The following is a 24,306-nucleotide window of genomic DNA, read 5'->3' as shown; positions in this document are numbered from 1 at the left end:
GCGCGAATCAGCCGATTGCGGCGACCGACGCGTTCAGCTTCTCCTTCATGGAGTCGGGCAGCGGCACGTAGCCCTGCGCGGCCAGGTTGGCCTGACCCTCGTTGGCGGCACTGGTCAGGAACGACTTGACCGCAGCGGAGGTGTCGGCGTCATAGCCCTTCGAGCACACGATCTCGTAGGTGGCGAGCACCAGCGGGTACGCGCCCGCTTCCTTGGTGCCGTAGATCGACGCGAGGTCGAGCGTCAGGTCGCCCGTGCCCGCACCCTTGAACTGCGCACCCTCGATGGCCTTCGCCGCCGACTCGTCGTTCAGGGCGACCGGACCCGCGCCGGTGTCGATCTGCGCCGCCGACAGCTTGTTCTGGTCGGCGTAGGACTTCTCGACATACGTGATCGAGCCGGGGGCGGAGGCCACTGCCTGAGCGACACCGGCCGAACCCTTGGCGCCTTCACCGATGCCGCCGGTGAAGTCGGAGCCGGCACCGGTGGTCCAGGCGCCGTTGGAGGCGGTCGTGAGGTACTGCTGGAAGTTGTCGGTGGTACCCGAGGAATCGGAGCGGATGATCGCGGTGATGTCCTGGTCGGGAAGGGTGGCGCCCGGGTTGAGGGCGGCGATCGCCGGGTCGTTCCACTTCTTGATGGTGCCGTTGAAGATCTTGGCGGTCACTTCGCCGTTCAGCACCAGGTCCTTGACGCCGTCGAGGTTGTAGGCGACAGCGACGGGTCCGAAGACGAGGGGAAGGTTCCACGCCTCGCCGCCGACGCAGCGGGCCTTGGCCTGCTCCGCCTGCTCGGCCTTGATCGCCGAGTCGGAACCGGCGAAGTCGATCTGGCCGGCGATGAACTGGGTGCGTCCGTCGCCGGAACCGCTGGGGTTGTACGCCAGGTTGACCGTCTTGCCCTTTTCCTGGCACACGGAGATGTAGGTGGAGACGAACTGGTCCATGGCGTTCTTCTGGGCCGAGGAACCGGCCGCGGAGAGGTTGGCCTTGCCCTCGCACGTCGCGGTCGATGCGGACGCGTCGACGTCGCTCGACGCCGCATTGTTGTCGCTGCCACACGCGGCCAAGGTCATGGCACCCAGGGCCACTGCACCGAGCAGGGCGCCACTGCGCTTGAGATTCACCTAGTCCTCCGGAAATACCGTCTCGCCCGCGATCGGGCGGCGACATGAGGCGCGGATCTCGAGAATCCTGCACCAGGCAACACGGCGCTGCCCACGGAGAAACCTAGGGGTAGCTAATGTCCAGTTGGGCCACGATCGGTGAACGGAAAGTGAACAGACCGGACAATTGCCCATATTTCCGTGACGAACGGCCGGTGCCGAAGTAGAGGGGAACCTCAGCCGCGCGCGTACGCGATGTCGGTGTGGAACCGCTCGAACCCGAGCCGGTCGTAGGTGTGCAACGCCGACGCGTTGTCGCCCTCGACGTAGAGCAGCACGGCACCGAGTCCGCGGTCCCGCAGGTAGTGCAGTCCGGCGAGTGTGAGCAACCGGCCGAGACCGCGGCCCTGGGCGTCGGGTCCGATAGCCACCACGTAGACCTCACCGATGGCCGGCTCGTCGCCCTGCTGGGGATGCACCTTGGTCCAGTGGAATCCGAGCAACCGCGTCTCGTCCGACGCGGCGAACGCCATGAACAGACCTGCCGGGTCGAACCAGTCCTCCGCGCGACGTTCGGCGATGTCGCGGTCGGTCCACGATCCCTGCTCGGGATGCCAGGCGAAGGCGGCCGCGTTGACCCGCAGCACCTCGGGGTCATCCTCGACGCCACGGTACTCACGGATCGAAATATCGTCCGGTACAACAAGTTCCGGAAGTTCCGCGCCCTCCAGCGGGCGCCGGAGCTGCAGCAGTTCGCGCGCACCGCTCAGACCGAGCCGCTGCGCGACCGCCTGCGCCGCGGGCAGGTTGCCGTGTGCCCACACCCGCGCGTCCGGACCACCCTCGGACAGGACCTCGGTGACCAGCCGGCCGCCGATTCCCCGGCCACGCGACTCGGGGTCGACCGCGAGTTCGGCCATTGCGGGGTGCTCGCCGTGCCCGGGCTGCAGCTGCGCGTATCCGACGATGCGATCGCCGTCGGTCTCCACCAGGTGCCGCACGTCGCCGCCACCGGCACCGGACACGGCAAGCACCCCCTGCTCCGACACGGGCGCGGTTCCGTCCGCCACCGTCGCGCGCTCCAGCAGGGCGGCCACAGCCGCGGCCTGTCTGCCGTCGAGTCGATCGATCCAGGACTGCACCGGAACACTCACTGGAATGCCTGCCCCTCGGCGGACTCGAAGTCCACGTCGTCTGCGTCCAGGTCGTCGACCGGCGGAACCGGCGCCCCCGACTTGCTGCGGGTGGGACGGACGGCCTTGTAGCCGACGTTGCGGACTGTACCGATCAAGGATTCGTACTCACTGCCCAGCTTCGCCCGCAGACGACGCACGTGGACGTCCACCGTGCGGGTGCCGCCGAAGAAGTCGTATCCCCACACCTCCTGCAGCAACTGCGCGCGGGTGAACACGCGACCCGCGTGCTGCGCCAGGTACTTGAGGAGTTCGAACTCCTTGTAGGTGAGGTCGAGGGGGCGTCCGCGCAGGCGAGCCGTGTACGTGCCCTCGTCGATGACCAGCTCGCCCAGCGTGATCTTGCCCGACGCCTCCGGGCTCGCGACGCCGCCGGCACGCCCGACCAGCAGCCGGAGGCGGGCGTCCACCTCGGCCGGTCCGGTGCCGGGGAGCAGGATGTCGTCGAGACCCCAGTCGGAATTGACGGCCACCAGGCCGCCCTCGGTGAGCACCGCCACGACGGGAACCGCGGAACCCGTGCTACCCAGCAACCTGCAGAGTCCGCGCGCCGCCGCGAGGTCGGTGCGCGCATCCACCAGCGCGATGTCGGCGGAGCTCGCTTCCAGGAGAGAGGACACCTCCGTCGGGGCGGGCCGCACCGAATGCGCCAGCAGGGCGAGGGCAGGCAGCACTGCCTCGGGGTTCGGGTCGGAGGTAAGAAGCAGCAGCTCCACACAGCCTCCCATCTCGTCGCCGTCGTACCCGGCAGGCCGATGGATCGTTCATCCGCCGGTCCAGGTAGATCGACACTGAAGGTATCGACACTTTTGTCGGTGACAGAGTAGCGCGCCACCGTCGGCGTTCGTCGCACCGAACCCCCGGCGACCGGCGAGGAGGTTGCACCGATACTCCCCGCGACGGTGTCCGTCACAATGGGGCCGTGCGGAAACTCATCATCGGAATCGTGTTCCTCGTCGCTCTCGGTCTCGTCGTCGACTTCGGTTCGGCGGCCTACGCGGAGTACCGGGTGTCGAGGGAACTGCGGGCCGGCGCGTCGCTCACCGCGGATCCCGAAGTCACGGTGCACGGCTTCCCGTTCCTCACCCAGGCGTGGAACGGGAAGTACGACGACATCGCGATCCGCGCCCAGGGAGTACAGAGTGACGTGGTCGGCGAAGTGACGATCGAGTCCAGCCTCCAGGGCGTCACCGCGCCGCTGTCCGACCTCGTCGACGGCTCCGTCCAGACCCTCCCGGTCGACCATCTCTCCGGCCGCATGCTCATCGACGCCACCGACCTCGGACGGTTCCTCGACATCCCCGACCTGCAGGTATCGGCCCCGCCGGCCAGCAAGTCCGACGGCACCGGCGGATCCGGCGGATCCGGGATGCCGACCGCGGGCGGCGTCGTCCTCACCGGCACGGTCCCCGTCGGGCCCATCGACACGACCGTCAGCGTGCAGGCCGATCTCGTCCTCGACGGCGGACAGGTGAAGATCGTCGCCAGCGACTTCTATTTCGGGCCCGAGGGCCACGCCGACTTCACCATCCCCGAACCCCTCGCCCCCGCGATCCTCGGCCTCTTCACCCGGACCATCGACCCCCGGGAACTGCCGTTCGGCGTCCAGCCGACCGAGGTCTATGCGGAGGGGTCGCAGATCGTCATCGAGGGCGTCGGCGACAACCTCACGATCGATCTCGACGAACTGCAGAGCCGATGACCGGAATCACACTGTTGGTGATCGCACTCGTCGCAGCTGCCGCGCTCGGCCTCGTGTGGCAGCGGCGCCAGGGGAAGGTCCGTGGCAGCGGCGAGACGACCGCGGACGTGACGGACGAACGACGCCGGCTTCTCGAGGAGGCGGGCGTCGGGGTGGGATCGGCGGAGCACCCCCGGACAGCCACCGTTCTCCACTTTTCCGCCGACTGGTGCGGGCCGTGCGCAGCGGTGCGCAGAGTGGTGGGGCAGGTCGTCGCGGACCTCGACGGCGAACCGGAACCGCCCATGGAGGTGGAAGTCGACATCGACGAGTATCCCACTCTCGCCAAGGAACTCGGCGTTCTGTCGCTGCCGACCACATTCATTCTGGACGCCGACCTGCAGCAACGCTTTCGGGTGTCCGGGGTGCCCTCCGCGGCCGACCTGCGGGCCGCGCTCGGACCCCTCACCCGGCCCCCGGCTTCAAATTCCTGAGGAACCGGGTAAACTCGTCGTCGTGCAATCCAGCCACGAGCTCATGCTCACCCGACGCCGCACGGTAGACCTGTGCCGCCTCGGGGCTTGTTGCTGTACCTGTTGCTGATCACCAGGGCTGTCGCTTTCTGCTGACACCGCGCACTCCGCGCCCGTGATCTAACCCCGATGACGACGTCATTCGTCGCCCTTCGGCGCCAGGCAAGCATTCAGGACTCACCGCAGGAGCACTTCACATGTCCACCACACTCGAGCCCGCACAGGTCGACGTTCGTGGCCCCCGGTTCGCCGCCTGGGTCACCACCGCAGTCCTCGTCGCAGTGCTCGTCGTGTCGACGTTCTCGCTGGTCGCAGCAGGGATTCTGCTGGCGTTGCAGGCGATCGTCTTCGCGGCGGGCGCCGCCACCGGGCCGCGGCGCAGCCCGTACGGCCAGATCTTCGGCACCCTCGTGGCGCCCCGGCTCGCCCCGGTGAGCGAACGCGAACCGACCGCGCCGCTCCGCTTCGCGCAGCTCGTCGGTTTCGTCTTCGCTGCCATCGGCACCGTCGGCTTCCTCACCGGCTCCGGCCTGGTCGGCGCCGTTGCCACCGCGTTCGCCCTGTTCGCGGCGTTCCTCAACGCCGCGTTCGGCTTCTGCCTCGGCTGCCAGATCTATCCGCTCGTGGCCCGGCTACGCCCCGCCTGAACGCTTCGACCACCGCACGATCCACCCGACAGAAGTAAGAACACATCGAAAGGAACACCATGGCTCGCTCCGATGTCCTAGTCTCCGCCGACTGGGCTGAGCAGAACCTCAACGCCCCCAAGACCGTTTTCGTCGAGGTGGATGAGGACACCAGCGCATACGACGGCGGCCACATCGAAGGCGCCATCCGCCTCGACTGGCGGAAGGACCTGCAGGACGGCGTCCGTCGGGACTTCCTGAACCAGCAGCAGTTCTCCGACCTCCTGTCCGCCAAGGGCGTCGCCAACGACGACACCATCGTCCTCTACGGCGGCAACAACAACTGGTTCGCGGCCTACGCGTACTGGTACTTCAAGCTGTACGGCCACCAGGACGTCAAGCTGATCGACGGCGGCCGCAAGAAGTGGGAACTCGACGGGCGCCCCCTCTCCAAGGAGACCGTCACCCGCGCCGCCACTCAGTACAAGGCCGACGCACCCGACCTGACGATCCGCGCGTTCCGCGACGAGGTCATCGACGCCATCGGCAACAAGAACCTCGTCGACGTGCGTTCGCCCGACGAGTTCTCCGGCAAGATCCTCGCTCCCGCGCACCTGCCGCAGGAGCAGGCGCAGCAGCGTGGACACATCCCCACGGCCATCAACATCCCGTGGAGCACCACCGCAAACGAGGACGGCACGTTCAAGTCGGACGACGACCTGGAGAACCTGTACTCGGAGAAGGGCTACGACGAGTCCAAGCCCACCATCGCGTACTGCCGGATCGGCGAGCGCTCCAGCCACACCTGGTTCGTGCTCAAGGAAATCCTCGGCAAGTCCGACGTCAAGAATTACGACGGCAGCTGGGTCGAATACGGCTCACTCGTCGGCGCACCCATCGAGTTGGAGGTTCACTGAGCCATGTGTGGAGCACCAGTACAGACCCAGACCCTGCCCGCGGGCGTCGACGTCGAGAAGGAAACGGTCATCACCGGCCGCGTTCTCGCCGCTGACGGCCAGCCGATCGGTGGAGCGTTCGTGCGCCTCCTCGACGGCGGCGGAGAGTTCACCGCCGAGGTCGTCGCCTCCGGCACCGGTGACTTCCGCTTCTTCGCCGCCCCCGGCGACTGGACCGTGCGCGCACTGTCCAGCTCCGGCAACGGCACCGCCACGGTGAGCCCGACCAGCGCCGGCGTGCACAACGTCGACGTCACCGTCGGCGAGTAGGACATCCCTACGGAAAGGCCCCGCTCCGAGCGTTCGGAGCGGGGCCTTTCCGTAGGCGGCGACGCCGCCTACTGCTCCCGCGCCAGCGCGGTGATCCAGTCGACCACCCGCTCGCTCTCCCAGTACCACGGGTCGTTCGGGTTGTTGTTCCAGTAGAAGAGGTGCTGGATGAATCCGAGGAAGATGTACGGCTTGATCACGAGATCGAAGACGTCCCGGTCGTCCTCCACGAACCCGGGACCCTCCGCCGCCAGCTTCGCCTTCACCACGTCCGAACCGGGGCCCATCGCCCAGTTCAGCGCTGCGACCATCTGCTCCTGGGACACCTGCATGTTGCGGTCCGGTCCGTCCGGGTCGTAGGTCTGGTCGGCGACCTTGCGGAGAACGTCGAGGAACGATTCGTCCGACGCGAACCAGTCGTCGTGCGTGACGATGTGGACGATCGTCCGCGCCGCCATGCTCGTGACCGCGTTCGCGAAGTCGGAGACGGTCTGGCCCGGATTCAGCAGGGTGAAGTGCACTTGGCCGAGCACCCCCAGCGCCAGTTCGAGGACGGCGATCTGCTGCGGCGCGTCGCACGCGATGTCGTACGGTCGGCACGCGTAGGTGATCTTGCCGTCGAGAGCGCCGTAGTCGGCAGGCTCGGACGACATGAAACCTCCTCCGGGCGGTCCGGGCTCACCCATCGACGGCGTCCCCGCGGGACGGTACGGGTCGCCGATCAACGCGACGCCGGCGATGTCGTCGGCGGTAACCAGAGCGTTGCTGTCGCGGTGGCCGAGTTCGCGCGCCACCCGCTCGACCACCTCGCCGCCGACGCTGTAGCCGAGGAGGACGTACTTGGTGTCGTCGCCGCACTTCGCCTTGTTCTCGTCGAGGATCCTGTTCGTCGAGGCGACACCAGCCGCCATCGAATCCTGGTATGTCGGAACAGGTTGCACGAGGCCGAGTCCGTACGTCGACGGGTACGGGACGTACATCCACCCGACCCTCCCCGGGTCGTCCTTGTTGGCCTCGCCGGTCGGCACGGTCACGTTGCCGACCCAATTCGACCAGAGCTGACGATTCTCGTCTGCCAGAGGGTTGCGGTCCTCCGTCGAGTCGGTGGCGCCGGAGACGGCGACGATCATCAAGTCGGGGCAGTCCGCGGCGTAATTGTTCGGGTCGACGCGGTCCGTGTCGGCGCTCCCCGAACCCGAGCTTCCCGAACCGGCACTGCCGGTGTCCGGGGCGGCGACGGCCAGACCCGGCGCACACAACGCGGAGACGGCGAGCAGCAGCGCAGTCGCCGTGATCGCGGCGCGCACCGGACCGGTGACGGCCTTACTCGATCGAAGCATGGGACCTCCGGGAGGGACGGGAGACGAGACGACCGCATGAGGATCTTCGGAACCGACCGGATGGTCGCCTTCGAGGAACCGTAGCCGCAGTCACGGTAAGTCGCCTCCCGTTTCGACCGTTCGACGGGTTCGGTTTAGGATGTCCCCGTGGTTATCTTCTTCGAGGTACTTCTTGTCCTTGCCGCCGTGTTGATCACGTGGTTCTCGCTCTACACGATTTACCGTCTGGTCACCGACGAGTCGTGAGTCAGAACCCGGACGCAGGCGCAGATCCGCCTTCCGAGCACCCGACTACGAGCGCGCCCGCTGGGGACACCCCCACCGTGCGTCGTGGTAGCGGTGACGCAGCCGTCGCGGACGCCATCGAGCGTTCCAAGACGACGGCGTCGCGGAACATCCCGCAGCTTCCGGACCTTCCGTTGCCCGAGGACACCGCAAATCTGCGCCTCGGCCCGGATCTGAACAACGAACTCCTCGCCGTTCTACCCCTGGTGGGTGTGTGGCGCGGCGAAGGGGAAGGCCACGACCCCGACACCGGCGACTACCCGTTCGGGCAGCAGATCATCGTCTCCCACAACGGGGGCAACTACCTCAAGTGGGAATCCCAGAGCTGGGTTCTCGACGCCGACGGTGAGTACGTGCGCCCCGACCTCCACGAGACCGGCTTCTGGCGGATCAGCGGAGACGGCATTCCCGGCAGCACCAACGAGGAAGTCGTCGAACTCCTCCTCGCCCACAGCTCCGGCATCGTCGAACTGTTCTACGGCCGAGCCCTCACGCAGTCGTCGTGGGAACTCGCGACCGACGTCGTGATCCGCAGCACCTCCGGTGTTCTCGTCGGCGGCGCCAAGCGCCTGTACGGCATCGTCGAGGGCGGCGACCTCGCCTACGTCGAGGAACGCATCATCGCCGACGGTGAACTGCGCCCCCATCTGTCGGCGCGTCTGTCCCGCTACGTCGGCTAACGCCCTCACGGCTCGGTTATCCACAACCTGCGGTTCATCCACAGGCCAGTTGTAATCGGCCTTTTTTCGGGCCGTTCCTGTCGGCTCGCGTGCGCACCGTCGCGTCCATGACGGCAGCGACGATCGACTTCAAACCCGAGTCCCAACGCGTCCTCGACCGCCAGCACGGCCTCGTCACGTCCCGGCAACTGCGCGGACTGGGTGTCTCGACCCGGCAGATTCAGCACATGGTGGAGTCCGGCCAGTGGTCGACGGTGCTGCACGGCGTCTACGCCGTCACCGACGGCCCTCTCGACCGGCCGATGACCTTGTGGGCGGCGTTGCTGTCCGGCGGTCCCCGGGCGATACTCAGCCACCGGACGGCGGCCGAGGAGTGGGTGCTGACGCCCGTCGATCCCGGGCCGATCCACGTCACCGCGCCCCCGCGAACGTCCTGGCCGATACCATCGTCGATCTGGCCGTCGAGGAACCGTCGGCGCCGGAAGATCCTCGAGCATCGGTACGCCGTCCCGGTTGACAAGTACTCACGGGCGCGGAGCGCACAACGGCCCCCGAGCCTTCCGGTGCTGGTGCACCGGGCCCGATCTGGACCAGACCGGGGGCTCGGGGGCCGGGTAGCTGCCTGGGATTCGCTCGCCGCTCGCGCGGTCAGTGAATTCCGTCAGCGGTAGCGGCTAGCTGGCAGCCACCTCACGTGTCCGTCTGTCATTCAATTTCAGACCACCTCCTTCCTCGTGTACTCAAGAACGTACGCCGCACTCACGAAGTCGGCAACGCATTTTCGCTCTCCGCTTTCTCCACGGGTATCACCAGGTCAGCGCTGGTATCCTGCGGAAGCTGGTGGGTGACCACCACGACCGTGCGCTGCCCAGACACCAGTCCGCCGTCCCGCGCGAGCAATCGCCGGAGCAGGTCGGCACCCGCGTCGGCGTCGAGATGCTCGGTCGGTTCGTCGAGTAAGAGCAGCCGCGCGGGCGACAGCAGGGCGCGGGCGAGGAGCAGTCGGCGACGCTGCCCGCCGGACACCGCCCGGGCACCGCCGGCGAGAGTCGTGTGCACCCCCTCCGGCAGCCCGGACACCCATTCTCCGAGCCCGACGGACTCGAGGACGGCGAGAGCCTCCGCGTCGTCGATGTCGCCCCGCGCCACCCGCAGATTCTCGAGAACGGATGTGTCGAAGAGGTGCGCGTCCTCGGCGAAGAATCCGATGTTCCGGCGCACGGCGGCGGATCTGACATGGTGCAGATCGATTCCGTCGACCCGGACCGTCCCCGACACCGGCGGGAGAAGCCCGCCCAGCGTCATCAGGGTGGTCGTCTTCCCGGACCCGCTGCCCCCGACGATCGCGACGCGGGCGCCGGGCGGCAGGTCGAGATCGAGTGGCGCGGTGACGTTTCCGCCGGGCCATCCGCAGCGCAGCGCCTTCGACGCGACGTGGACGGGTCCGTCGAGGGGCCGGTCCCCGGGGTGCGGATCGGCGACGGCGGCGTCGAGCACGGCGAGTATGCGGCGCGACGCGATCCGGGCCTGGGTCAGCGCGACTGCCGCGGCGGGCAGCGCTGCCGTGGCCTCGAACGCGGACAGCGGCAGGAGCACGAGGACGCCCATCGCCATCGGACTCATGGTCCCCGACGCGTACAGGTCCATGCCGATGAGCAGCGACGCGATCACGCTCACGCCCACGGCCAGCGGAGTGGCGGCGTCGGCGAAGGCGGCGGGTGCCGCGGCGCGGTCGGTGGCTGCGACCACGGCGCGCTCGGCGTCGGCGGCCTGCGACACGGTCCGGTCGAGGCGGCCCGCCACGCGGAGTTCAGCGGCGTGATCGAGAGCGGTGACGGCGTCCTCGCTGAACCGGGCGCGCGCGTGGGCGCCGGACGTCTCGGCGGTGCGGGCGGCCCGTGCCGACAGCCAGGGTGCCGCGACCCCCGACACCGCGAGCGCCACTGCGAGCACGAGTGCCGATGCCGGCGAGATCACCGCGAGGATGCCGACGGCGGCCACGGCCAGGACGACGGACACGAAGATGGGGACGAGCGCGCGGACCACGACGTCGCCGAGCGTGTCGACGTCGGCCCCGGTGCGAGCGAGCAGTTCGCCGCGGCGCAGCCCGGCCGCGGCGGCGGGGTCGCCGTCGGCCAGGCGCTGGTAGAGCTGGGTGCGGGCGGAGGTGGTGCCGCGGAGGGCGGTGTCGTGGGTGGCCAGCCGCTCGAGGTAGCGGAACACGCCCCGGGAGATGCCGAGGGCTCGCACCGCCACCACGGCCACGCTGAGATCGAGGACGGGCGGCATCTGCCATGCCCTGGTGATCAACCACGCCGACAGCGCCGCCAGTGCGAGCGCACTACCCAGCGTGGCGACGCCCGCAGCGACGGCACGCAGCACCCGTCCCGGCTGCAGGTCGAGCAGCGGCAGCGCGCGGAGCAACGGGTCACGCGACATCGGCGCTCACCTCGATCACCCGGTCGGCGGCCGCGAGCACGGCCGGACGGTGCCCGACGACCACGACCGTCCGGCCGGTGGCGGCGAGGCGTCGCAGGGATTCCAGCACGGTGCGCTCCGACGCGTCGTCGAGGTGCGCGGTCGGTTCGTCGAGCACCAGCACGGGACGCCGGGTGGCGAGCACACGGGTCAGGGCGAGCCGCTGCCGCTGTCCGAGCGACAGTCCCGTTCCACCGGACCCGACCCGCGTGTTCCAGCCGTCGCGGAGTTCGGCGAGCACCTCGTCGAAACCCGTGTCGGCGCAAGCATGTTCGAGGTCGACGACGTCCCCGGTCAGCCGGAGGTTCTCGTCCAGCGTGCCGGGCACGAGAACGGGATGCTGGGGCAGCCATGCCACCTGCGCCCACCACGCGGACCGGTCGAGCGTGCCGACGGGGGCGCCGGCCACGCGCACGTCGCCGCGCGCCGGTTCGACGAGACCGAGAAGTGCGTGCACCGCAGTCGTTTTCCCGGACCCGTTCGGTCCGGTCAGCACCGTCACGGTGCCGGGTTCGACGACCCCCGTCAGTCCGTGCGGCGCCAGTCCCCGCCGGGACCGGACGTCCAGGCCGTCGAATTCCAGACGCGCCCCGTCCGCGTCCACCACGACCGCGCCGTCGACGTCGTCCGGGCGATCGGTATCGATGACGGCGAACGCCCGGCTCGCGGCGGCCATTCCGTCCTCGGCGGCGTGGAACTGGGTTCCGACCCTCCGCAGTGGGAGGTACACCTCGGGCGCGAGGATCAGTGCCACGATTCCGGCTTCGAGTCCCATCCCCCCGTACACCAGCCGTAGTCCGATGCTCACGGCGACGAGCGCGACGCACAAAGTGGCCAGCAGTTCGAGCACCATCGACGACAGGAACGCCACCCGCAGCGCCGACATAGTGGTGCGGCGATGGGCGTCGCCGAGTTCACGCACCCGTGTTGCCGGGCCCTGCTCGCGGCCGAGCGCGCGCAGTGTGGGCAGTCCGGCCAGAAGGTCGAGCAGTTGCGAGGACAAGGTGGTCATCGCGGTGAGGGTCTCGGCCGCCTTGCCCTTGGTGAGCAGTCCGATGAGGATCATGAAGACCGGGATCAGCGGCAGCGTGACGAAGATGATGGCCGCGGACGTCAGATCCTGGAATGCGATGACCGCCAACGTCGCCGGAGTGAGCGTCACCGCGAGAACCAGGGCCGGAAGGTACCCGGTGAGATACGGCACGAGTCCGTCGATGCCGCGGGTGAGCACGGTCGCGATCTCGTCGCGGCGCGGATCGAGTTCGCGTGGCCGCATCCGCGTGGCGACACCGAGCACCTCCCCCTTCAGTTCCGCCACGACACGTGTCGCGGAACGGTGCGCGAAGCGGGACTGCAGCCAGGCGCCGAGAAACCGGACACCCACCGTGACCGCGAGCACCACCAGTTCGGTGGACCACCGGCCGAGGTCGGTGGCGTCGTCGACGATCACCCCACCGAGCACGCGGCCGATCATGAGCGCCGACACGACGACCATCGCGACGTCGACCATCGACAGCCCGACCGTGAGGACGAGATATCCGCGGGCCGCCGCCGAGTACCGCCACAGCCGGGGATCGACGGGTCGCCGGGACGCACCGTCCCGTGCCGGGCGGGGTGCGTCGCCTACCGCTGTGCTCATCTGCGCTCGAGTGGGAGACCGATCGACGGCGGGATGTGCTTGGTCGAGATCCGTTGCCGGAACACCCAGTACGTCCAGCCCTGGTAGATCAGCACCACCGGGGTGAGGAAGGCCGCGGCCCACGTCATCACCTTCAGGGTGTACGGACTCGACGACGCGTTCTCGATGGTCAGGCTGTAGGCGGCGTCCAGGGTGGACGGCATGACGTCGGGGAACAGCGAACCGAACAGCAGTGCCACCGTGGCGATGACGGCGATCGACGTGAGCAGGAACGCCCAGCCTTCCCGCTCGGCGCGGGTGAACGCGACCACCCCGAGGAGTGCACCTGCGGCGATCGCGACGAGAATCCACGTCCAGCCCGTGCCGTGCGCCAACTGCGTCCACAGCACGAACGCGCCCGCCACCGGAACGGCCGGGAGGGCCAGCCGGGACGCGAGTTCGACGGCGTCCGTGCGTACTTCGTCGGCCGTCTTCAGCGCGAGGAACACCGCACCGTGCAGGGCGAACACGAGCGCGGTCGTCAGACCACCCAGCAGGGCGTAGGGATTGAGCAGATCGAGCAGGTTCGACGTGACCTGCTTGTCGGCGTCGATGTCGACGCCCCGCACGATGTTCGCGAACGCGACGCCCCACAGCACGGCGGGCACCCACGACCCGAAGACGATGCCCCAGTCACACCGCCGGCGCCAGGTGTCGTCGTCGATCTTGCCGCGGTACTCGATCGCGCAGATCCGGACGATGAGCGCGACGAGGATGATCAGCAGCGGCAGATAGAAGCCGGAGAACAGGGTGGCGTACCACTCCGGGAAGGCCGCGAACAACGCGCCGCCACCGGTGATGAGCCACACTTCGTTGCCGTCCCACACGGGACCGATCGTGTTGAGCACCACCCGTCGTCGGGTGTCGCCTTCGGGGTCCTTGCGCCTGCCGAGCACCGGCATCAGCATGCCGACGCCGAAATCGAATCCCTCGAGGACGAAGTACCCGATGAAGAGCACCGCGATCAGGATGAACCACACCTCTTGAAGTCCCATGACCGTCTCCCCTAGTACGCGAACGAGAGTTGTTCGGGCTTGCCCGGTTCTTCGGGCTCGTCGTGGTCGTCACCCGGTGGATGCGCGTCGTGTTCGAGTGGCCCCTCGACCGTGTAGCGCCGGATCAGCGTGAACCACACGCCGGCCAGCGCCCCGTAGACGACGGTGAACGTGACGAGCGAGACCCAGACGGTCCACGGGGAGTGATGCGAGACGCCTTGGTCGACGGTCAGTCTGATCATGTCGACACCGGTCGGGTTGGGTGCCACGACCCACGGCTGGCGGCCCATCTCGGTGAACACCCAGCCCGCGCTGTTCCCGAGGAACGGCGTCGGGATGACGAGGATGGACAGCCAGCCGAACCACTTCTTGTCCGGGACGCGTCCGCCGCGGGTCATCCACAGGCCGACCACGGCGAGCAGCGCCGAACCGGCAGCCCAGCCGATCATCGCGCGGAACGTCCAGTAGGTGACGAACAGGTTGGGCTTGTAGTTGCCGGGCCCGTACATCTGCTCGTAGCGGGCCTGGATCTCGGTGACGCCCTCGACGGTGGAGTCGAAGTTGCCGTCCGCCAGGAAAGAGGTGAGGCCGGGGATCTTGATGAGCTGGGTGATGCTCTCGCAGTTGTTCTGGGTGCCGACGGTCAGGATGGAGAAGTCGGCACCGGTTTCGGTGTGGCACAACGATTCGGCGGACGCCATCTTCATGGGCTGCTGTTCGAACATCAGCTTGCCCTGGATGTCGCCGGTGATCGCGAGTCCGACACCTGCTGCGACCATGACCCACAGCGCGAGGATCGTGACCGGCCGGAACATCGTCCGGGCGGTGTCCTCGTGCTTCTTCGCCACGTCCGGTTCGGTGGCTTCCTTCGCCTTGCGCATGCTGCGCACCATCCACCAGCCACCGACACCGGCCACGAACGTTCCAGCGGTGAGGAACGCGCCGGCGACGACGTGGGGGAATGCCGCGAGGGCGGTGTTGTTGGTGAGCAGCGTCCAGATGCTGGTGAGTTCCGCGCGCCCGGTCTCGGGGTTGTACACGGCCCCGACCGGGTGCTGCATGAACGAGTTGGCGGTGATGATGAAGTACGCGGACGCGTTCACGCCGATCGCCACCAGCCAGATGGTGGCGAGGTGGACGAGCTTGGGCAGTCGTCCCCAGCCGAAGATCCAGAGCCCGAGGAACGTCGACTCGAGGAAGAACGCGACCAGTCCCTCGAGCGCGAGGGGTGCGCCGAACACGTCGCCGACGAATCGCGAGTACTCGCTCCAGTTCATCCCGAACTGGAATTCCTGCACGATGCCGGTGGCCACGCCGAGTGCGAAGTTGATCAGGAAGAGCTTCCCGAAGAACTTGGTGAGCCGATACCAGTGATCCTTTCCGGTGACCACCCACATCGTCTGCATGACGGCGATCAGCGGGGCGAGCCCGATCGTCAGCGGAACGAGGATGAAGTGATAGACGGTGGTTATGCCGAACTGCCACCGGGAGACGTCCAAGGCATCCATGGCTACTCCGAAACTGGGCCCGTAGGACAGGCGTCAGGGTCGGAGCGTGGGCATCCGCCCGACCCTTGAAAACAACGTACTGCGGGGTCGTTTCTGCCGCAGGACTTTGCTACTACGAAATGTAGTAGGCCTGTCAAGCCTCCGCGGACTCGGCGCCCGTCGTCTCGACCGCGAGCTCGACGAGCTCCATGATCTCGGCGGCGAGCGGCGCATCGGGCAGCACGAGACCGTCGATCTTGCGCACGCGCGCGGCCATGGTGATGCTCGAGATGAGCCAAACACCTTCCGCCGTAATGAGATCCGCCGGACGCAGGGCCGCGTACTCGCAGCGGAACCCCTTCCCGGACGCCACCTCGTAGAGCGCCTGCTGAGTGGTCCCGGGCAGAATTCCGTGTTCCGGCGGCGGCGTGAGGAGCGTCTTCTCCCGGGCGATGACCACCGTGGAACGTGGCCCTTCCAACACATTGCCCTCGCTGCTGACGAAGATCACATCGTCGGCCCCGAACGTCGCCGCGTACCGCAGTGCCGCCATGTTCGTCGCATACGACAAGGTCTTCGCCCCGAGCAGCTGCCACGGCGCGCTCGCCGACAGATCCACCGAATAGCCGCGGGCCAGTGTGAGAACCGACACGCCGTCGCGTCGCGCGTCGCGGATCCGGTCGGACACCGGCCCGACCGTGACGAAGGCAGTCGCGTCCCCACCGGACTCCCGGCCGCGGCTGAGCACGAGGCGCATCGCGCCCTCACGGTCGGACCCCCACTCCTCGACGGCCAGCTCGAGCGCCAGCCGCCAGTCGTCGAGATCCTGAGTGGGCAGACCCAGGGCGCGGGCCGACGCGACCAGACGAGTGAGGTGCGGCTCCACCTTGAGTGCGCGACCGCCGCGCACCAACAGCGTCTCGAAGACACCGTCGCCGCGGACCACCGCCAGATCGTCCGCGTGCAGCAGCGGAGCATCCGCGTCGCGCACCTCGTGGTCCAGTGTCACCAGCACTCGATCAGACATGGCACCCAGCCTATCGACCCTGCTGACCGTCACCCGTCGTCCATGGTCCCTAGACTGGGTTCGTGGTCGACAACCTGCCCGTCTCACCCAGTCCACTCGTCACGGCTTCGGGCGCGGTCCCTGCGCCCGAAGGTTCGCCCGACGCCGGCGTCGCCTGGCATCACGGCGATCCACTCGGCGAACAACGCAGCGCCGAGCGATCCGCGGTGGTCGTCGACCGTTCCCACCGGTTCGTCATCGCGATCGGCGGACCCGAACGACTCACCTGGCTGCACACCATCTCCAGTCAGCACGTCGCCGCGCTCCCCGACGGCACGAGCGCCGAGAACCTCAGCCTCGACGTCAACGGCCGCGTCGAACATCACTTCGTTCAGACCGACCTGGACGGTGTCACCTGGATCGACACCGAGGCCGACCGCGGTCCCGACCTTCTGTCGTTCCTCACCAAGATGGTGTTCTGGTCCAAGGCCGAGCCCCGCGACGGCAACGAGCTCGCAGTCCTCAGCGTGATCGGCCCCGCCGCCGCGGCTGTCCTCGACGCCGCCGGGGTCGCCGCACCCGCCGAGCCGTACGCGGCCGTCGCGGTGCCCGGGGGTGGCTTCGCGCGCCGCATGCCGTGGCCGACCGCCGACTCCTTCGATCTGCTGATCCCCCGGGAAGGACTCGCGACGTGGTGGGGCCGGCTCACCGCCGCCGGTGCGGCGCCCGCGGGAACGTGGGCGTTCGAGGCACTCCGGGTGGCCGCCGTGCGTCCCCGGATCGGACTCGACACCGACGACCGCACCATCCCGCACGAAGTCCGCTGGATCGGCGGACCCGCCGAGCACGGCGCCGTCCACCTCGAGAAGGGTTGCTACCGCGGCCAGGAGACGGTGGCCCGCGTCCACAACCTCGGCAAGCCGCCCCGCCACCTGGTCCTGCTGCATCTCGACGGCAGCGCCGAGGGCCGGCCGGAGCCGGGTGACCCGGTGACGGCGGGAGGGCGTGCGGTGGGCCGTGTCGGCACGGTCATCGACCATCACGAGCTCGGACCCATCGCGCTCGCCCTCGTGAAGCGCTCCATCCCCACCGACACCGAACTGGTGACCGGTCCCTGCGCCGCATCCATCGACCCCGACTCCGTCCCCGTGGACGACGCCGTCCAGGCGGGCCGCGCCGCCGTCGACCGGCTCCGGGGCCGGTGAGCGACGCGACCGCGGCGGCCGGCGAGGTGCTGGCTGTCTGCGTGCTGCACACCGAACGGGACAGCGGTACCCGGCGGGTGACCCGGACGGCCATCGACAAGCGCCCCGTCGACGGCCCCGTGCGGGTCACGACCGCCGGTCTGGCCGGCGACTACGTCTGCGACACCGAATTCCACGGCGGCACGTTCAAGGCGGTCTACGCCTACCAGGAGGACGAGGCGGCACGCTGGGCGGCGGAACTCGGCCGCGAACTGCCGCCGGGATGGTTCGGCGAGAACCTGCGCCTCGACGGCATCGCCGCGAGCGACGCCGTCATCGGTGAACGCTGGCGGATCGGCGGCACCGAATTGGAGGTGACGAGTCCGCGGACGCCGTGCGGCACGTTCGGGGTCTGGGCGAGCGAGCCGGGCTGGGTGAAGCGATTCTCCGAACGCGCCGACACGGGCGCGTACCTGCGGGTGGTCACCGAGGGGTCGATCACCGCCGGCGACGCCGTTCACCGCGTCCACGTGCCCGGCCACGGCGTCACCGTGCGCGACCTGTTCACCGGCCGCGACCCGGAACGGTTCGTGGCCCTGCTCGAACAGCAGGAGAACCTCTCTCCGACCGTCGCCGAGAAGGCGCGCCGACGGATCGCCGGACTGGAAGTGCAGGTCGCGTATTGAGCATCGAACTGGTCGAGGTCGTCCGTTCCGGATTCCGCGAGTGCGTCCACCGCGGTTCCGCGGTGATCCTCCGCGCGGACGGCGAGATCGCCCTCACCCTCGGTGAGGTGCACACGCCGATCTACCCGCGGTCGTCGAACAAGCCGTGGCAGGCCGTGACCATGCTGCGGAACGGCTTCGAGCCCTCCAGTTCCGAGGAGCTCGCGATCGCGACGGCGTCCCACGAGGGCGAGTCGGACCACATCGAACTGGTCGAGCAGCTGCTGGCCCGGTACGGCCTCGACGAGGACCTGCTCCGCTGTCCCGCCGATCTGCCCTCCAACGAACTCGCCCGGGCCGAGCTGCTCGCCGCCGGTGAGCTCCCCCGCCCGGTGTACATGAACTGTTCGGGCAAGCACGCGGCGATGCTCGCCACGTGCCTGGCCAACGACTGGCCGCTGGACAGCTACCTCGAGCCGACGCATCCGCTGCAACTCGCGGTGGTCGAGACGCTCGGGTCGATCAGCGGCGACCTCGACGCCGAACTCGGCATCGACGGATGCGGGCTGCCGATCGTCCCTCTGTCGCTGACGCACCTGGCGCGGGCGTTCGCCCGGCTCGTCACCGCCGAGCCCGACTCCCCCGAACTCGCCGTCGCCGACGCCGTCCGCGAGCACCCCTACCTCGTCTCCGGCACCGGCAAGGACGACGCGCGGCTGATGCCGGTCGTGCCCGGACTGATGACGAAGGCCGGCGCCGATGGCGTCTACGCCGGCGCCCTCCCGGACGGCTCGGCGTTCGCGCTGAAGATCGACGACGGCCACGAACGGGCCCGGTTGCCCCTCGCCGCAGCGCTTCTGCACCGGATGGGCGCCGACTGGACCGAGGATCTCGCGGCCCTCGCCTCGCAGCCCGTGCTCGGCGGCGGGGTCCGGGTGGGAACGGTCCGGGCAATTCCGGGAGTCTTCTGAGGGCGAAATGCCGGCATCGCGGCAGCTCGCGAGCCCGGTGAGACTAAACCGACACCGCTTCGGGGTGTGGATGGAAGCGCGAGCGTGTTTTCCACGCTAGAGTGTGGGCAGGAACTTACACACTCAAACGGGGCCGCCAAATTCCCCAGGCCGCCCCGCGAAAGCGCGAGGGGGTCAGCCATGGGCCGCGGCCGGGCTAAGGCAAAGCAGACCAAGGTTGCACGCGAGCTGAAGTACAGCGTACCGACCACGGATTTTGACAGCCTGCAAAGAGAGCTCTCAGGTGGGTCGTCCACCTCGCATCGGGACGAGGTCTTCGCAGACCAGCGTGCCGACAGGGAGGGTCACTCTCGGGAGGACGACGACGACTGGCGGCGCTGAGATCTGAAGACAACGAAATGAGGGGGAGCCGGTACCGGCTCCCCCTCATTTCCACATCTTCAGCCGGTCGGGGCCACTAGCTCGCCCCGTTTCCGACCGATTGCGTCCGACCTAGAACCTCGGATGATCGCCGGCGAGAACCGCGCGATCCGCCGACACGTCGTGCGACTTCTTGATGCTGCCGAGTGTCCAGCAGTCGATGTGCCGTGCCGTCAGGACGGCCAGCGCGCGATCGACGTCCTCGGGCGCCACGATCGCGACCATGCCGACGCCCATGTTGAAGGTCTGTTCCATCTCGGCGCGCTCCACGCGTCCGCGCTGCGCGATCATCGCGAAGATCGGAGCCGGGCTCCACGTGCCACGGTCGAGTTCGGCGACCAGGCCCTTCGGCATGACCCGCGCGAGGTTGTTGGCGAGTCCACCACCGGTGACGTGGCAGAACGTGCGCACGTCGGTCTCGGCGGCGAGCGCCAGGCAGTCCTTGGCGTAGATCTTGGTGGGCTCGAGCATCTCCTCACCCAGCGTCCGGCCGAACTCGTCGACGTGCGCCGTCAGGCTCATGTGGTCGATCTCGAGCAGGACCTTGCGGGCCAGCGAGTAACCGTTGGAGTGCAGTCCGGACGAACCCATGGCGATCACGACGTCGCCGGGCCGGACACGGTCGGGTCCGAGCACCTGATCGGCCTCGACCACACCGACACCGGTCGCGGACAGATCGTAGTCGCCGTCCGCCATCACACCGGGGTGCTCCGCGGTCTCGCCACCGAGCAGCGCGCAACCGGCCTGGATGCAGCCCTCCGCGATGCCGCTGACGAGTTCGGCGACCCGTTCCGGCACGACGCGCCCGACGGCGATGTAATCCTGCAGGAACAGCGGCTCGGCGCCGCAGACGACGAGGTCGTCGACGACCATCGCGACCAGGTCGAGGCCGACGGTGTCGTGCTTGTCGAGTGCCTGAGCGACGGCCAGCTTGGTGCCCACCCCGTCGGTGGAGGCCGCGAGGAGCGGCTCCTTGTAGTCACCCTTGAGCGAGAACAGTCCCGCGAATCCACCGAGACCACCGAGAACCTCGGGACGGCTGGCGCGCTTGGCCAAGGGAGCGAAGAGTTCCACCGCCCGATCGCCTGCGGCGATGTCCACTCCTGCGGCGGCGTACGACGCGCCAGGGCGACTTGTCGGATCCTCGGTCATGTGGTTGTTACTCCAGCCTTCTGTTGCTCGTCAAAATCGTGTCGGTCGGGCAATCGAGTGCTGTGATTGCGTCCTTACGGTACCGGAGTACGTTCTCCGGCCGGACCCCGATGTACTGGCCTACGGCCGACTGAGGGCGTTCGCGTTGTCGTTCTCCCGCGTCGCGGGACCGCCTGCCGCGCTCTCGAGCATTCCCTCGAGAACGTTCTTGCCGATCGACGTCTCCGTGGGGAGCGCGATGGGGTACGTGCCGTCGAAGCAGGCCGCGCACAACCGCGATGCCGGCTGCTCGGTGGCGGCGATCATGCCGTCGGTGGAGATGTAGCCGAGCGTGTCGGCGCCGATCGAGCGGCGCACTCCCTCGAGCATCTCGTCGAAGCTGCCGGGCTCACCGCTGCCGCCCGCACCGTTGGCGATCAGCTCGGCCGGGGAGGCGAAGTCGATGCCGTAGAAGCAGGGCCACTTGACCGGCGGCGACGCGATCCGGACGTGGATCTCCAGTGCGCCGGCCTCCCGGAGCATCCGGATCAGCGCGCGCTGCGTGTTGCCGCGGACGATCGAATCGTCCACCACCACGAGGCGCTTGCCGCGGATGACTTCCTTGAGCGGGTTGAGCTTGAGGCGGATACCGAGTTGGCGGATGGTCTGCGACGGCTGGATGAACGTGCGGCCCACGTAGGCGTTCTTCATCAGACCCTGGCCGTACGGAATGCCCGACCCCTGCGCGTAGCCCACCGCGGCCGGGGTTCCCGATTCGGGCACCGGGATGACGAGGTCGCCCTCGGCGGGATGCTCGGCGGCGAGGCGACGGCCGATCTCGACGCGGGTGGAGTGCACCGAACGTCCGGCGATGACGCTGTCCGGGCGAGCGAGGTACACGTACTCGAACACGCAGCCCTTGGGCTCGGGGTTCGCGAAGCGGGAGGAGCGGACGCCGTCGGCGTCGATGGCGAGCAGCTCGCCGGGCTCGATGTCGCGGACGAAGGACGCGCCGACGATGTCGAGTGCGGCCGTCTCGCTGGCTACTACCCAGCCGCGGTCCAGGCGCCCGAGGCACAGCGGGCGGATGCCGTGCGGGTCCCGCGCCGCATAGAGCGTGTGCTCGTCCATGAAGGTGAGGCAGAACGCGCCGCGCAGCGTGGGCAGCAGCGTCATGGCCGCCTGCTCGATGGTGCTGTCGGCGGCGGCGTGCGCCAGGAGGGCGCCGACGACGTCGGAGTCGGACGTGGCGCCGCCGGGACGCTTGTCGTTGACCAGTCCGGCCTCACGGGCGCGCTGCGCCAGCTCCGCGGTGTTGACGAGGTTGCCGTTGTGGCCGAGAGCGATGCCGCTGCCCGCGGCGGTGGTGCGGAAGATCGGCTGCGCGTTCTCCCACGTGGTCGAGCCCGTCGTGGAGTAGCGACAGTGCCCGACGGCGACGTGGCCCGGCATTGCGGCCAGGGTCTGCTCGTCGAACACCTGGCTGACCAGCCCGAGGTCCTTGAAGACCAGCACCTGCGAACCGTCTGCGACGGCGATGCCTGCCGCTTCCTGTCCGCGGTGCTGCAGTGCATACAGTCCGTAGTAGGTGAGTTTCGCCACATCCTCTCCCGGCGCCCAGACGCCGAAGACTCCGCATTCTTCGCGGGGCTCGTTCTCGTCCTCGTCGGACGGGTTCGAGGAGAGGAGATTAGGACTGTGGACCGACAGATCGGCTCTGGTCACCGGGGTGCTCCCTGGGGATGGGCGTGTGAGGGGCAAGGTCAGTCTACGTGCCCGCCGCCGCCGCTTCGCCCACGGTGCCGCTCGAACCGGACCGACTCCGGGACGGACGGTCCGAAATAGATTAGTTTCGGTACCGATCAGCATCCTCGAACCACAGAGCGGGGGCTTTTCCGATGAACATCCGCAGCACGGCTTCGACCCCAGCCGAACGCCTCCTCGACGCCTTCGAGGGAGTGATGGGCATCCCCATTCCCGTGCGCGTCCGATGTTGGGACGGCTCGGAGGCCGGACCCGAATCCGACGTCACCATCGTCTTCCGCAACCGCCGGGCCATCCGGAGGGTGTTGTGGTCGCCGAACGAACTCGGTCTCGTCCGCGCCTACGTGTCCGGGGACCTCGAGATCGAGGGCGACGTCTTCCGGCTGCTCGCCCTCCCCGGCCTCGTCGACCGGCTGGGAACTCTCGGCGTCCGCCGTTCCGACCGTCGCACCGTCCTGAAAGCGCTGTCGACGTTCGTCCTGCTCGGCGGCCTCGGGCTCCGGCCGAAGCCGCCGTCGGTAGAGGTGCCGCGGCGCCGCGGCACCAAACACAGTAAGGCGCGCGACGCGTCGTCGGTCTCACATCACTACGACGTGGGCAACGACTTCTACCGCCTGTTCCTGGGGCCGACGATGGTCTACTCCTGCGGGTACTGGGACCAGCAGCCGGGAAGCCGTGCGCCGGCCGGAACCCTCGAGGAAGCGCAGAACGACAAGCTGGACCTGATCTGCCGCAAACTCGGGCTCCGGTCGGGGATGCGACTGCTGGACGTGGGCTGCGGCTGGGGTTCGATGGCCATCCACGCCGCCGAGAAGTACGACGTATCCGTCGTCGGCGTCACCCTCAGCCACGAACAGGCCGAATGGGCGCGGGCCCGGGTGTCCGAGGCCGGGCTCTCGGATCGGATCGAGATCCGGGTTCAGGACTACCGCGACGTCGCCGACGGACCCTACGACGCGATCTCCAGCATCGGCATGTCCGAGCACGTCGGCGACACCGCCCTGCCGGTGTACGCGGAGCACCTGCTCGACCTTCTGCGCCCCGAGGGGCGCCTGCTCAACCACGCCATCGCCTCGGTCCGGTCACTGACCGATACGGAGAACTCGCCGGGGCTGATCGAGAACTACATCTTCCCGGACGGCGAGGTGCTTCCGCTGAGTCGCACGCTCGACGCATTCGAGCGCGCCGGGCTCGAGGTGCGCGACGTCGAGGCACTCCGGGAGCACTACGCACTCACGCTCCGGGCCTGGGTGAGCAAGCTGCGCGGCTCCTGGGACGACGCGATCCGGCTCGTCGGCGCGGAGCGCGCCCGCACCTGGTTGCTGTACCTCGCGGCCAGCGCACTGGGATTCGAGGAGAAGGGCAGGCTGACGATCCACCAGGTCCTCGCCGTCCGGCCGTCCGACGACGGGTCGAGCGGCCTCCCCCGGACCCGCGACCTGTGGCTCGGATAAGCGGCCCTGCCGACTACACGCGCAGCAGCGGCAGCCAGTGGGCGATCTCCCCGGCGCGGCTCCCCGACACCGAGACCCCGCCGTCGGCGGTCGCGCCGTCGAAGTTCAGCAGACCCGTCACCAACAGCAGCCACGTCCGCGGGTCGGTCTCCACGACGTTGGGTGGGGTGCCGCGGGTGTGCCGGGGACCCTCGATGCACTGGACCGCGACGAACGGCGGCACCCGCACTTCCACACTGGACCCCTGCGCCACCTGTTCGAGCGTCCGCGCGCTGAGCCGGACCGCCGCGGCCAACTGGGTGCGGGACGGCTTCTCCTCGGTGTCGCCACGCAGCCAGGGTCCGACCTCGAGTACGGCGGCTCTCAATTCGGCGGGATCGACGGCACGGCGCGAGGGCATGCGC

The 24,306-nt window shown here is 68.7% G+C and carries 24 protein-coding genes; 12 read left to right on the top strand and 12 right to left on the bottom strand.

What is annotated here, in order from left to right; all coding sequences use genetic code 11:
* Window positions 1-7: 7 nt before the first annotated feature.
* The 3 genes from pstS to H0B43_RS24310 form a co-directional block, all read right to left on the bottom strand.
* Window positions 8-1,126 carry a phosphate ABC transporter substrate-binding protein PstS gene (pstS, locus tag H0B43_RS24320; protein WP_185725607.1) on the bottom strand — a complete coding sequence of 373 codons (1,119 nt, stop codon included), beginning with the start codon at window positions 1,124-1,126 and terminating at the stop codon, window positions 8-10.
* Between the two features lie 215 nt (window positions 1,127-1,341).
* Window positions 1,342-2,259 carry a mycothiol synthase gene (mshD, locus tag H0B43_RS24315; protein WP_185725608.1) on the bottom strand — a complete coding sequence of 306 codons (918 nt, stop codon included), beginning with the start codon at window positions 2,257-2,259 and terminating at the stop codon, window positions 1,342-1,344.
* Window positions 2,256-3,014 carry a response regulator transcription factor gene (locus H0B43_RS24310; protein WP_185725609.1) on the bottom strand — a complete coding sequence of 253 codons (759 nt, stop codon included), beginning with the start codon at window positions 3,012-3,014 and terminating at the stop codon, window positions 2,256-2,258. Before H0B43_RS24310 ends, mshD begins: the two co-directional genes overlap by 4 nt.
* Window positions 3,015-3,220: 206 nt before the next feature.
* Between H0B43_RS24310 and H0B43_RS24305 the strand changes: the two genes are divergently transcribed.
* From H0B43_RS24305 to H0B43_RS24285, 5 genes are all read left to right on the top strand, one after another.
* Window positions 3,221-4,000: an LmeA family phospholipid-binding protein gene (locus H0B43_RS24305; protein ID WP_185725610.1), complete on the top strand. Its 780-nt coding sequence runs from the start codon at window positions 3,221-3,223 to the stop codon at window positions 3,998-4,000.
* A complete protein-coding gene (locus H0B43_RS24300; protein ID WP_185725611.1) occupies window positions 3,997-4,473 on the top strand; it encodes a co-chaperone YbbN in 477 nt (158 codons plus the stop codon). The genes H0B43_RS24305 and H0B43_RS24300 overlap by 4 nt, the downstream gene beginning before the upstream one ends.
* Window positions 4,474-4,709: 236 nt before the next feature.
* Window positions 4,710-5,159 carry a DUF4395 domain-containing protein gene (locus H0B43_RS24295; RefSeq protein ID WP_185725612.1) on the top strand — a complete coding sequence of 150 codons (450 nt, stop codon included), beginning with the start codon at window positions 4,710-4,712 and terminating at the stop codon, window positions 5,157-5,159.
* A gap of 59 nt (window positions 5,160-5,218) precedes the next feature.
* Window positions 5,219-6,055, top strand: a complete 837-nt coding sequence (locus H0B43_RS24290; RefSeq protein ID WP_185725613.1) for a sulfurtransferase — start codon at window positions 5,219-5,221, stop codon at window positions 6,053-6,055.
* A gap of 3 nt (window positions 6,056-6,058) precedes the next feature.
* Window positions 6,059-6,364, top strand: a complete 306-nt coding sequence (locus H0B43_RS24285) for a DUF1416 domain-containing protein (protein WP_072943045.1) — start codon at window positions 6,059-6,061, stop codon at window positions 6,362-6,364.
* A gap of 68 nt (window positions 6,365-6,432) precedes the next feature.
* Here H0B43_RS24285 and H0B43_RS24280 read toward each other — a convergent pair whose 3' ends face one another.
* Window positions 6,433-7,704: a cutinase family protein gene (locus H0B43_RS24280; protein WP_185725614.1), complete on the bottom strand. Its 1,272-nt coding sequence runs from the start codon at window positions 7,702-7,704 to the stop codon at window positions 6,433-6,435.
* Between the two features lie 242 nt (window positions 7,705-7,946).
* Here H0B43_RS24280 and H0B43_RS24275 point away from each other — a divergent pair, with 242 nt between their 5' ends.
* Together H0B43_RS24275 and H0B43_RS41765 are read left to right on the top strand one after the other, a co-directional pair.
* Window positions 7,947-8,669 (top strand): FABP family protein, encoded by a 723-nt coding sequence (locus tag H0B43_RS24275; protein ID WP_397517449.1) that lies wholly within the window; start codon window positions 7,947-7,949, stop codon window positions 8,667-8,669.
* 107 nt (window positions 8,670-8,776) lie between these two features.
* Entirely contained in the window at window positions 8,777-9,340 is a 564-nt protein-coding gene (locus H0B43_RS41765) for a type IV toxin-antitoxin system AbiEi family antitoxin domain-containing protein (protein WP_252189715.1), read from the top strand.
* An 88-nt stretch (window positions 9,341-9,428) separates the two neighbouring features.
* Here H0B43_RS41765 and cydC read toward each other — a convergent pair whose 3' ends face one another.
* The 5 genes from cydC to H0B43_RS24245 form a co-directional block, all read right to left on the bottom strand.
* A complete protein-coding gene (cydC, locus tag H0B43_RS24265; protein ID WP_185725615.1) occupies window positions 9,429-11,108 on the bottom strand; it encodes a thiol reductant ABC exporter subunit CydC in 1,680 nt (559 codons plus the stop codon).
* Window positions 11,098-12,786: a thiol reductant ABC exporter subunit CydD gene (cydD, locus tag H0B43_RS24260; RefSeq protein ID WP_185725616.1), complete on the bottom strand. Its 1,689-nt coding sequence runs from the start codon at window positions 12,784-12,786 to the stop codon at window positions 11,098-11,100. The genes cydC and cydD overlap by 11 nt, the downstream gene beginning before the upstream one ends.
* Entirely contained in the window at window positions 12,783-13,820 is a 1,038-nt protein-coding gene (gene cydB / locus H0B43_RS24255; protein WP_185725617.1) for a cytochrome d ubiquinol oxidase subunit II, read from the bottom strand. The genes cydD and cydB overlap by 4 nt, the downstream gene beginning before the upstream one ends.
* 11 nt (window positions 13,821-13,831) lie before the next feature.
* Window positions 13,832-15,328 (bottom strand): cytochrome ubiquinol oxidase subunit I, encoded by a 1,497-nt coding sequence (locus H0B43_RS24250; protein ID WP_185725618.1) that lies wholly within the window; start codon window positions 15,326-15,328, stop codon window positions 13,832-13,834.
* Between the two features lie 133 nt (window positions 15,329-15,461).
* Window positions 15,462-16,334 (bottom strand): aminodeoxychorismate lyase, encoded by an 873-nt coding sequence (locus H0B43_RS24245; RefSeq protein WP_185725619.1) that lies wholly within the window; start codon window positions 16,332-16,334, stop codon window positions 15,462-15,464.
* 62 nt (window positions 16,335-16,396) lie between these two features.
* Here H0B43_RS24245 and H0B43_RS24240 point away from each other — a divergent pair, with 62 nt between their 5' ends.
* The 4 genes from H0B43_RS24240 to H0B43_RS24225 all read left to right on the top strand — a co-directional run bounded on the left by H0B43_RS24240 (window position 16,397) and on the right by H0B43_RS24225 (window position 19,514).
* The gene (locus H0B43_RS24240) at window positions 16,397-17,518 is read left to right on the top strand and encodes a folate-binding protein YgfZ (protein ID WP_185725620.1); all 1,122 of its coding nucleotides are present in this window, start codon (window positions 16,397-16,399) and stop codon (window positions 17,516-17,518) included.
* Entirely contained in the window at window positions 17,515-18,183 is a 669-nt protein-coding gene (locus H0B43_RS24235) for an MOSC domain-containing protein (protein WP_185725621.1), read from the top strand. Before H0B43_RS24240 ends, H0B43_RS24235 begins: the two co-directional genes overlap by 4 nt.
* Entirely contained in the window at window positions 18,180-19,133 is a 954-nt protein-coding gene (locus H0B43_RS24230) for an asparaginase (protein WP_185725622.1), read from the top strand. Before H0B43_RS24235 ends, H0B43_RS24230 begins: the two co-directional genes overlap by 4 nt.
* Before the next feature lie 180 nt (window positions 19,134-19,313).
* Window positions 19,314-19,514 carry a DUF3073 domain-containing protein gene (locus H0B43_RS24225; RefSeq protein ID WP_185725623.1) on the top strand — a complete coding sequence of 67 codons (201 nt, stop codon included), beginning with the start codon at window positions 19,314-19,316 and terminating at the stop codon, window positions 19,512-19,514.
* Between the two features lie 111 nt (window positions 19,515-19,625).
* Here the strand turns inward: H0B43_RS24225 and purM are convergent, their stop codons facing one another.
* Together purM and purF are read right to left on the bottom strand one after the other, a co-directional pair.
* Complete coding sequence (gene purM, locus H0B43_RS24220; RefSeq protein WP_073367164.1) at window positions 19,626-20,705, bottom strand: phosphoribosylformylglycinamidine cyclo-ligase; 1,080 nt, start codon at window positions 20,703-20,705, stop codon at window positions 19,626-19,628.
* A gap of 120 nt (window positions 20,706-20,825) precedes the next feature.
* Window positions 20,826-22,409: an amidophosphoribosyltransferase gene (gene purF, locus H0B43_RS24215; RefSeq protein ID WP_185725624.1), complete on the bottom strand. Its 1,584-nt coding sequence runs from the start codon at window positions 22,407-22,409 to the stop codon at window positions 20,826-20,828.
* A 173-nt stretch (window positions 22,410-22,582) separates the two neighbouring features.
* Here purF and H0B43_RS24210 point away from each other — a divergent pair, with 173 nt between their 5' ends.
* Window positions 22,583-23,902, top strand: coding sequence for a cyclopropane-fatty-acyl-phospholipid synthase family protein (locus H0B43_RS24210; protein ID WP_185725625.1), 1,320 nt, complete (start codon window positions 22,583-22,585; stop codon window positions 23,900-23,902).
* Window positions 23,903-23,915: 13 nt separating this feature from the next.
* Here the strand turns inward: H0B43_RS24210 and H0B43_RS24205 are convergent, their stop codons facing one another.
* Window positions 23,916-24,302 (bottom strand): sterol carrier family protein, encoded by a 387-nt coding sequence (locus H0B43_RS24205; RefSeq protein ID WP_185725626.1) that lies wholly within the window; start codon window positions 24,300-24,302, stop codon window positions 23,916-23,918.
* Window positions 24,303-24,306 lie beyond the last annotated feature (4 nt).

It is taken from the genome of Rhodococcus sp. 4CII, assembly GCF_014256275.1.
GTDB lineage: Bacteria > Actinomycetota > Actinomycetes > Mycobacteriales > Mycobacteriaceae > Rhodococcus_F > Rhodococcus_F wratislaviensis_A.
The sequence above is the reverse complement of the archived record's forward strand: the minus strand, read 5'-3'. Positions and strand labels throughout refer to the sequence as shown.

Bases quoted from the DNA above. Each gene is read 5' to 3' on its own strand.
- H0B43_RS24295 (WP_185725612.1), top strand. From the start codon at position 4,710: ATGTCCACCACACTCGAGCCCGCACAGGTCGACGTTCGTGGCCCCCGG.
- H0B43_RS41765 (WP_252189715.1), top strand. From the start codon at position 8,777: ATGACGGCAGCGACGATCGACTTCAAACCCGAGTCCCAACGCGTCCTC.
- cydB (WP_185725617.1), bottom strand. From the start codon at position 13,820: ATGGGACTTCAAGAGGTGTGGTTCATCCTGATCGCGGTGCTCTTCATC.
- H0B43_RS24280 (WP_185725614.1), bottom strand. From the start codon at position 7,704: ATGCTTCGATCGAGTAAGGCCGTCACCGGTCCGGTGCGCGCCGCGATC.
- H0B43_RS24245 (WP_185725619.1), bottom strand. From the start codon at position 16,334: ATGTCTGATCGAGTGCTGGTGACACTGGACCACGAGGTGCGCGACGCG.
- H0B43_RS24250 (WP_185725618.1), bottom strand. From the start codon at position 15,328: ATGGATGCCTTGGACGTCTCCCGGTGGCAGTTCGGCATAACCACCGTC.
- H0B43_RS24300 (WP_185725611.1), top strand. From the start codon at position 3,997: ATGACCGGAATCACACTGTTGGTGATCGCACTCGTCGCAGCTGCCGCG.
- H0B43_RS24205 (WP_185725626.1), bottom strand. From the start codon at position 24,302: ATGCCCTCGCGCCGTGCCGTCGATCCCGCCGAATTGAGAGCCGCCGTA.
- cydC (WP_185725615.1), bottom strand. From the start codon at position 11,108: ATGTCGCGTGACCCGTTGCTCCGCGCGCTGCCGCTGCTCGACCTGCAG.
- H0B43_RS24225 (WP_185725623.1), top strand. From the start codon at position 19,314: ATGGGCCGCGGCCGGGCTAAGGCAAAGCAGACCAAGGTTGCACGCGAG.
- H0B43_RS24290 (WP_185725613.1), top strand. From the start codon at position 5,219: ATGGCTCGCTCCGATGTCCTAGTCTCCGCCGACTGGGCTGAGCAGAAC.
- cydD (WP_185725616.1), bottom strand. From the start codon at position 12,786: ATGAGCACAGCGGTAGGCGACGCACCCCGCCCGGCACGGGACGGTGCG.
- H0B43_RS24285 (WP_072943045.1), top strand. From the start codon at position 6,059: ATGTGTGGAGCACCAGTACAGACCCAGACCCTGCCCGCGGGCGTCGAC.
- purM (WP_073367164.1), bottom strand. From the start codon at position 20,705: ATGACCGAGGATCCGACAAGTCGCCCTGGCGCGTCGTACGCCGCCGCA.
- H0B43_RS24210 (WP_185725625.1), top strand. From the start codon at position 22,583: ATGAACATCCGCAGCACGGCTTCGACCCCAGCCGAACGCCTCCTCGAC.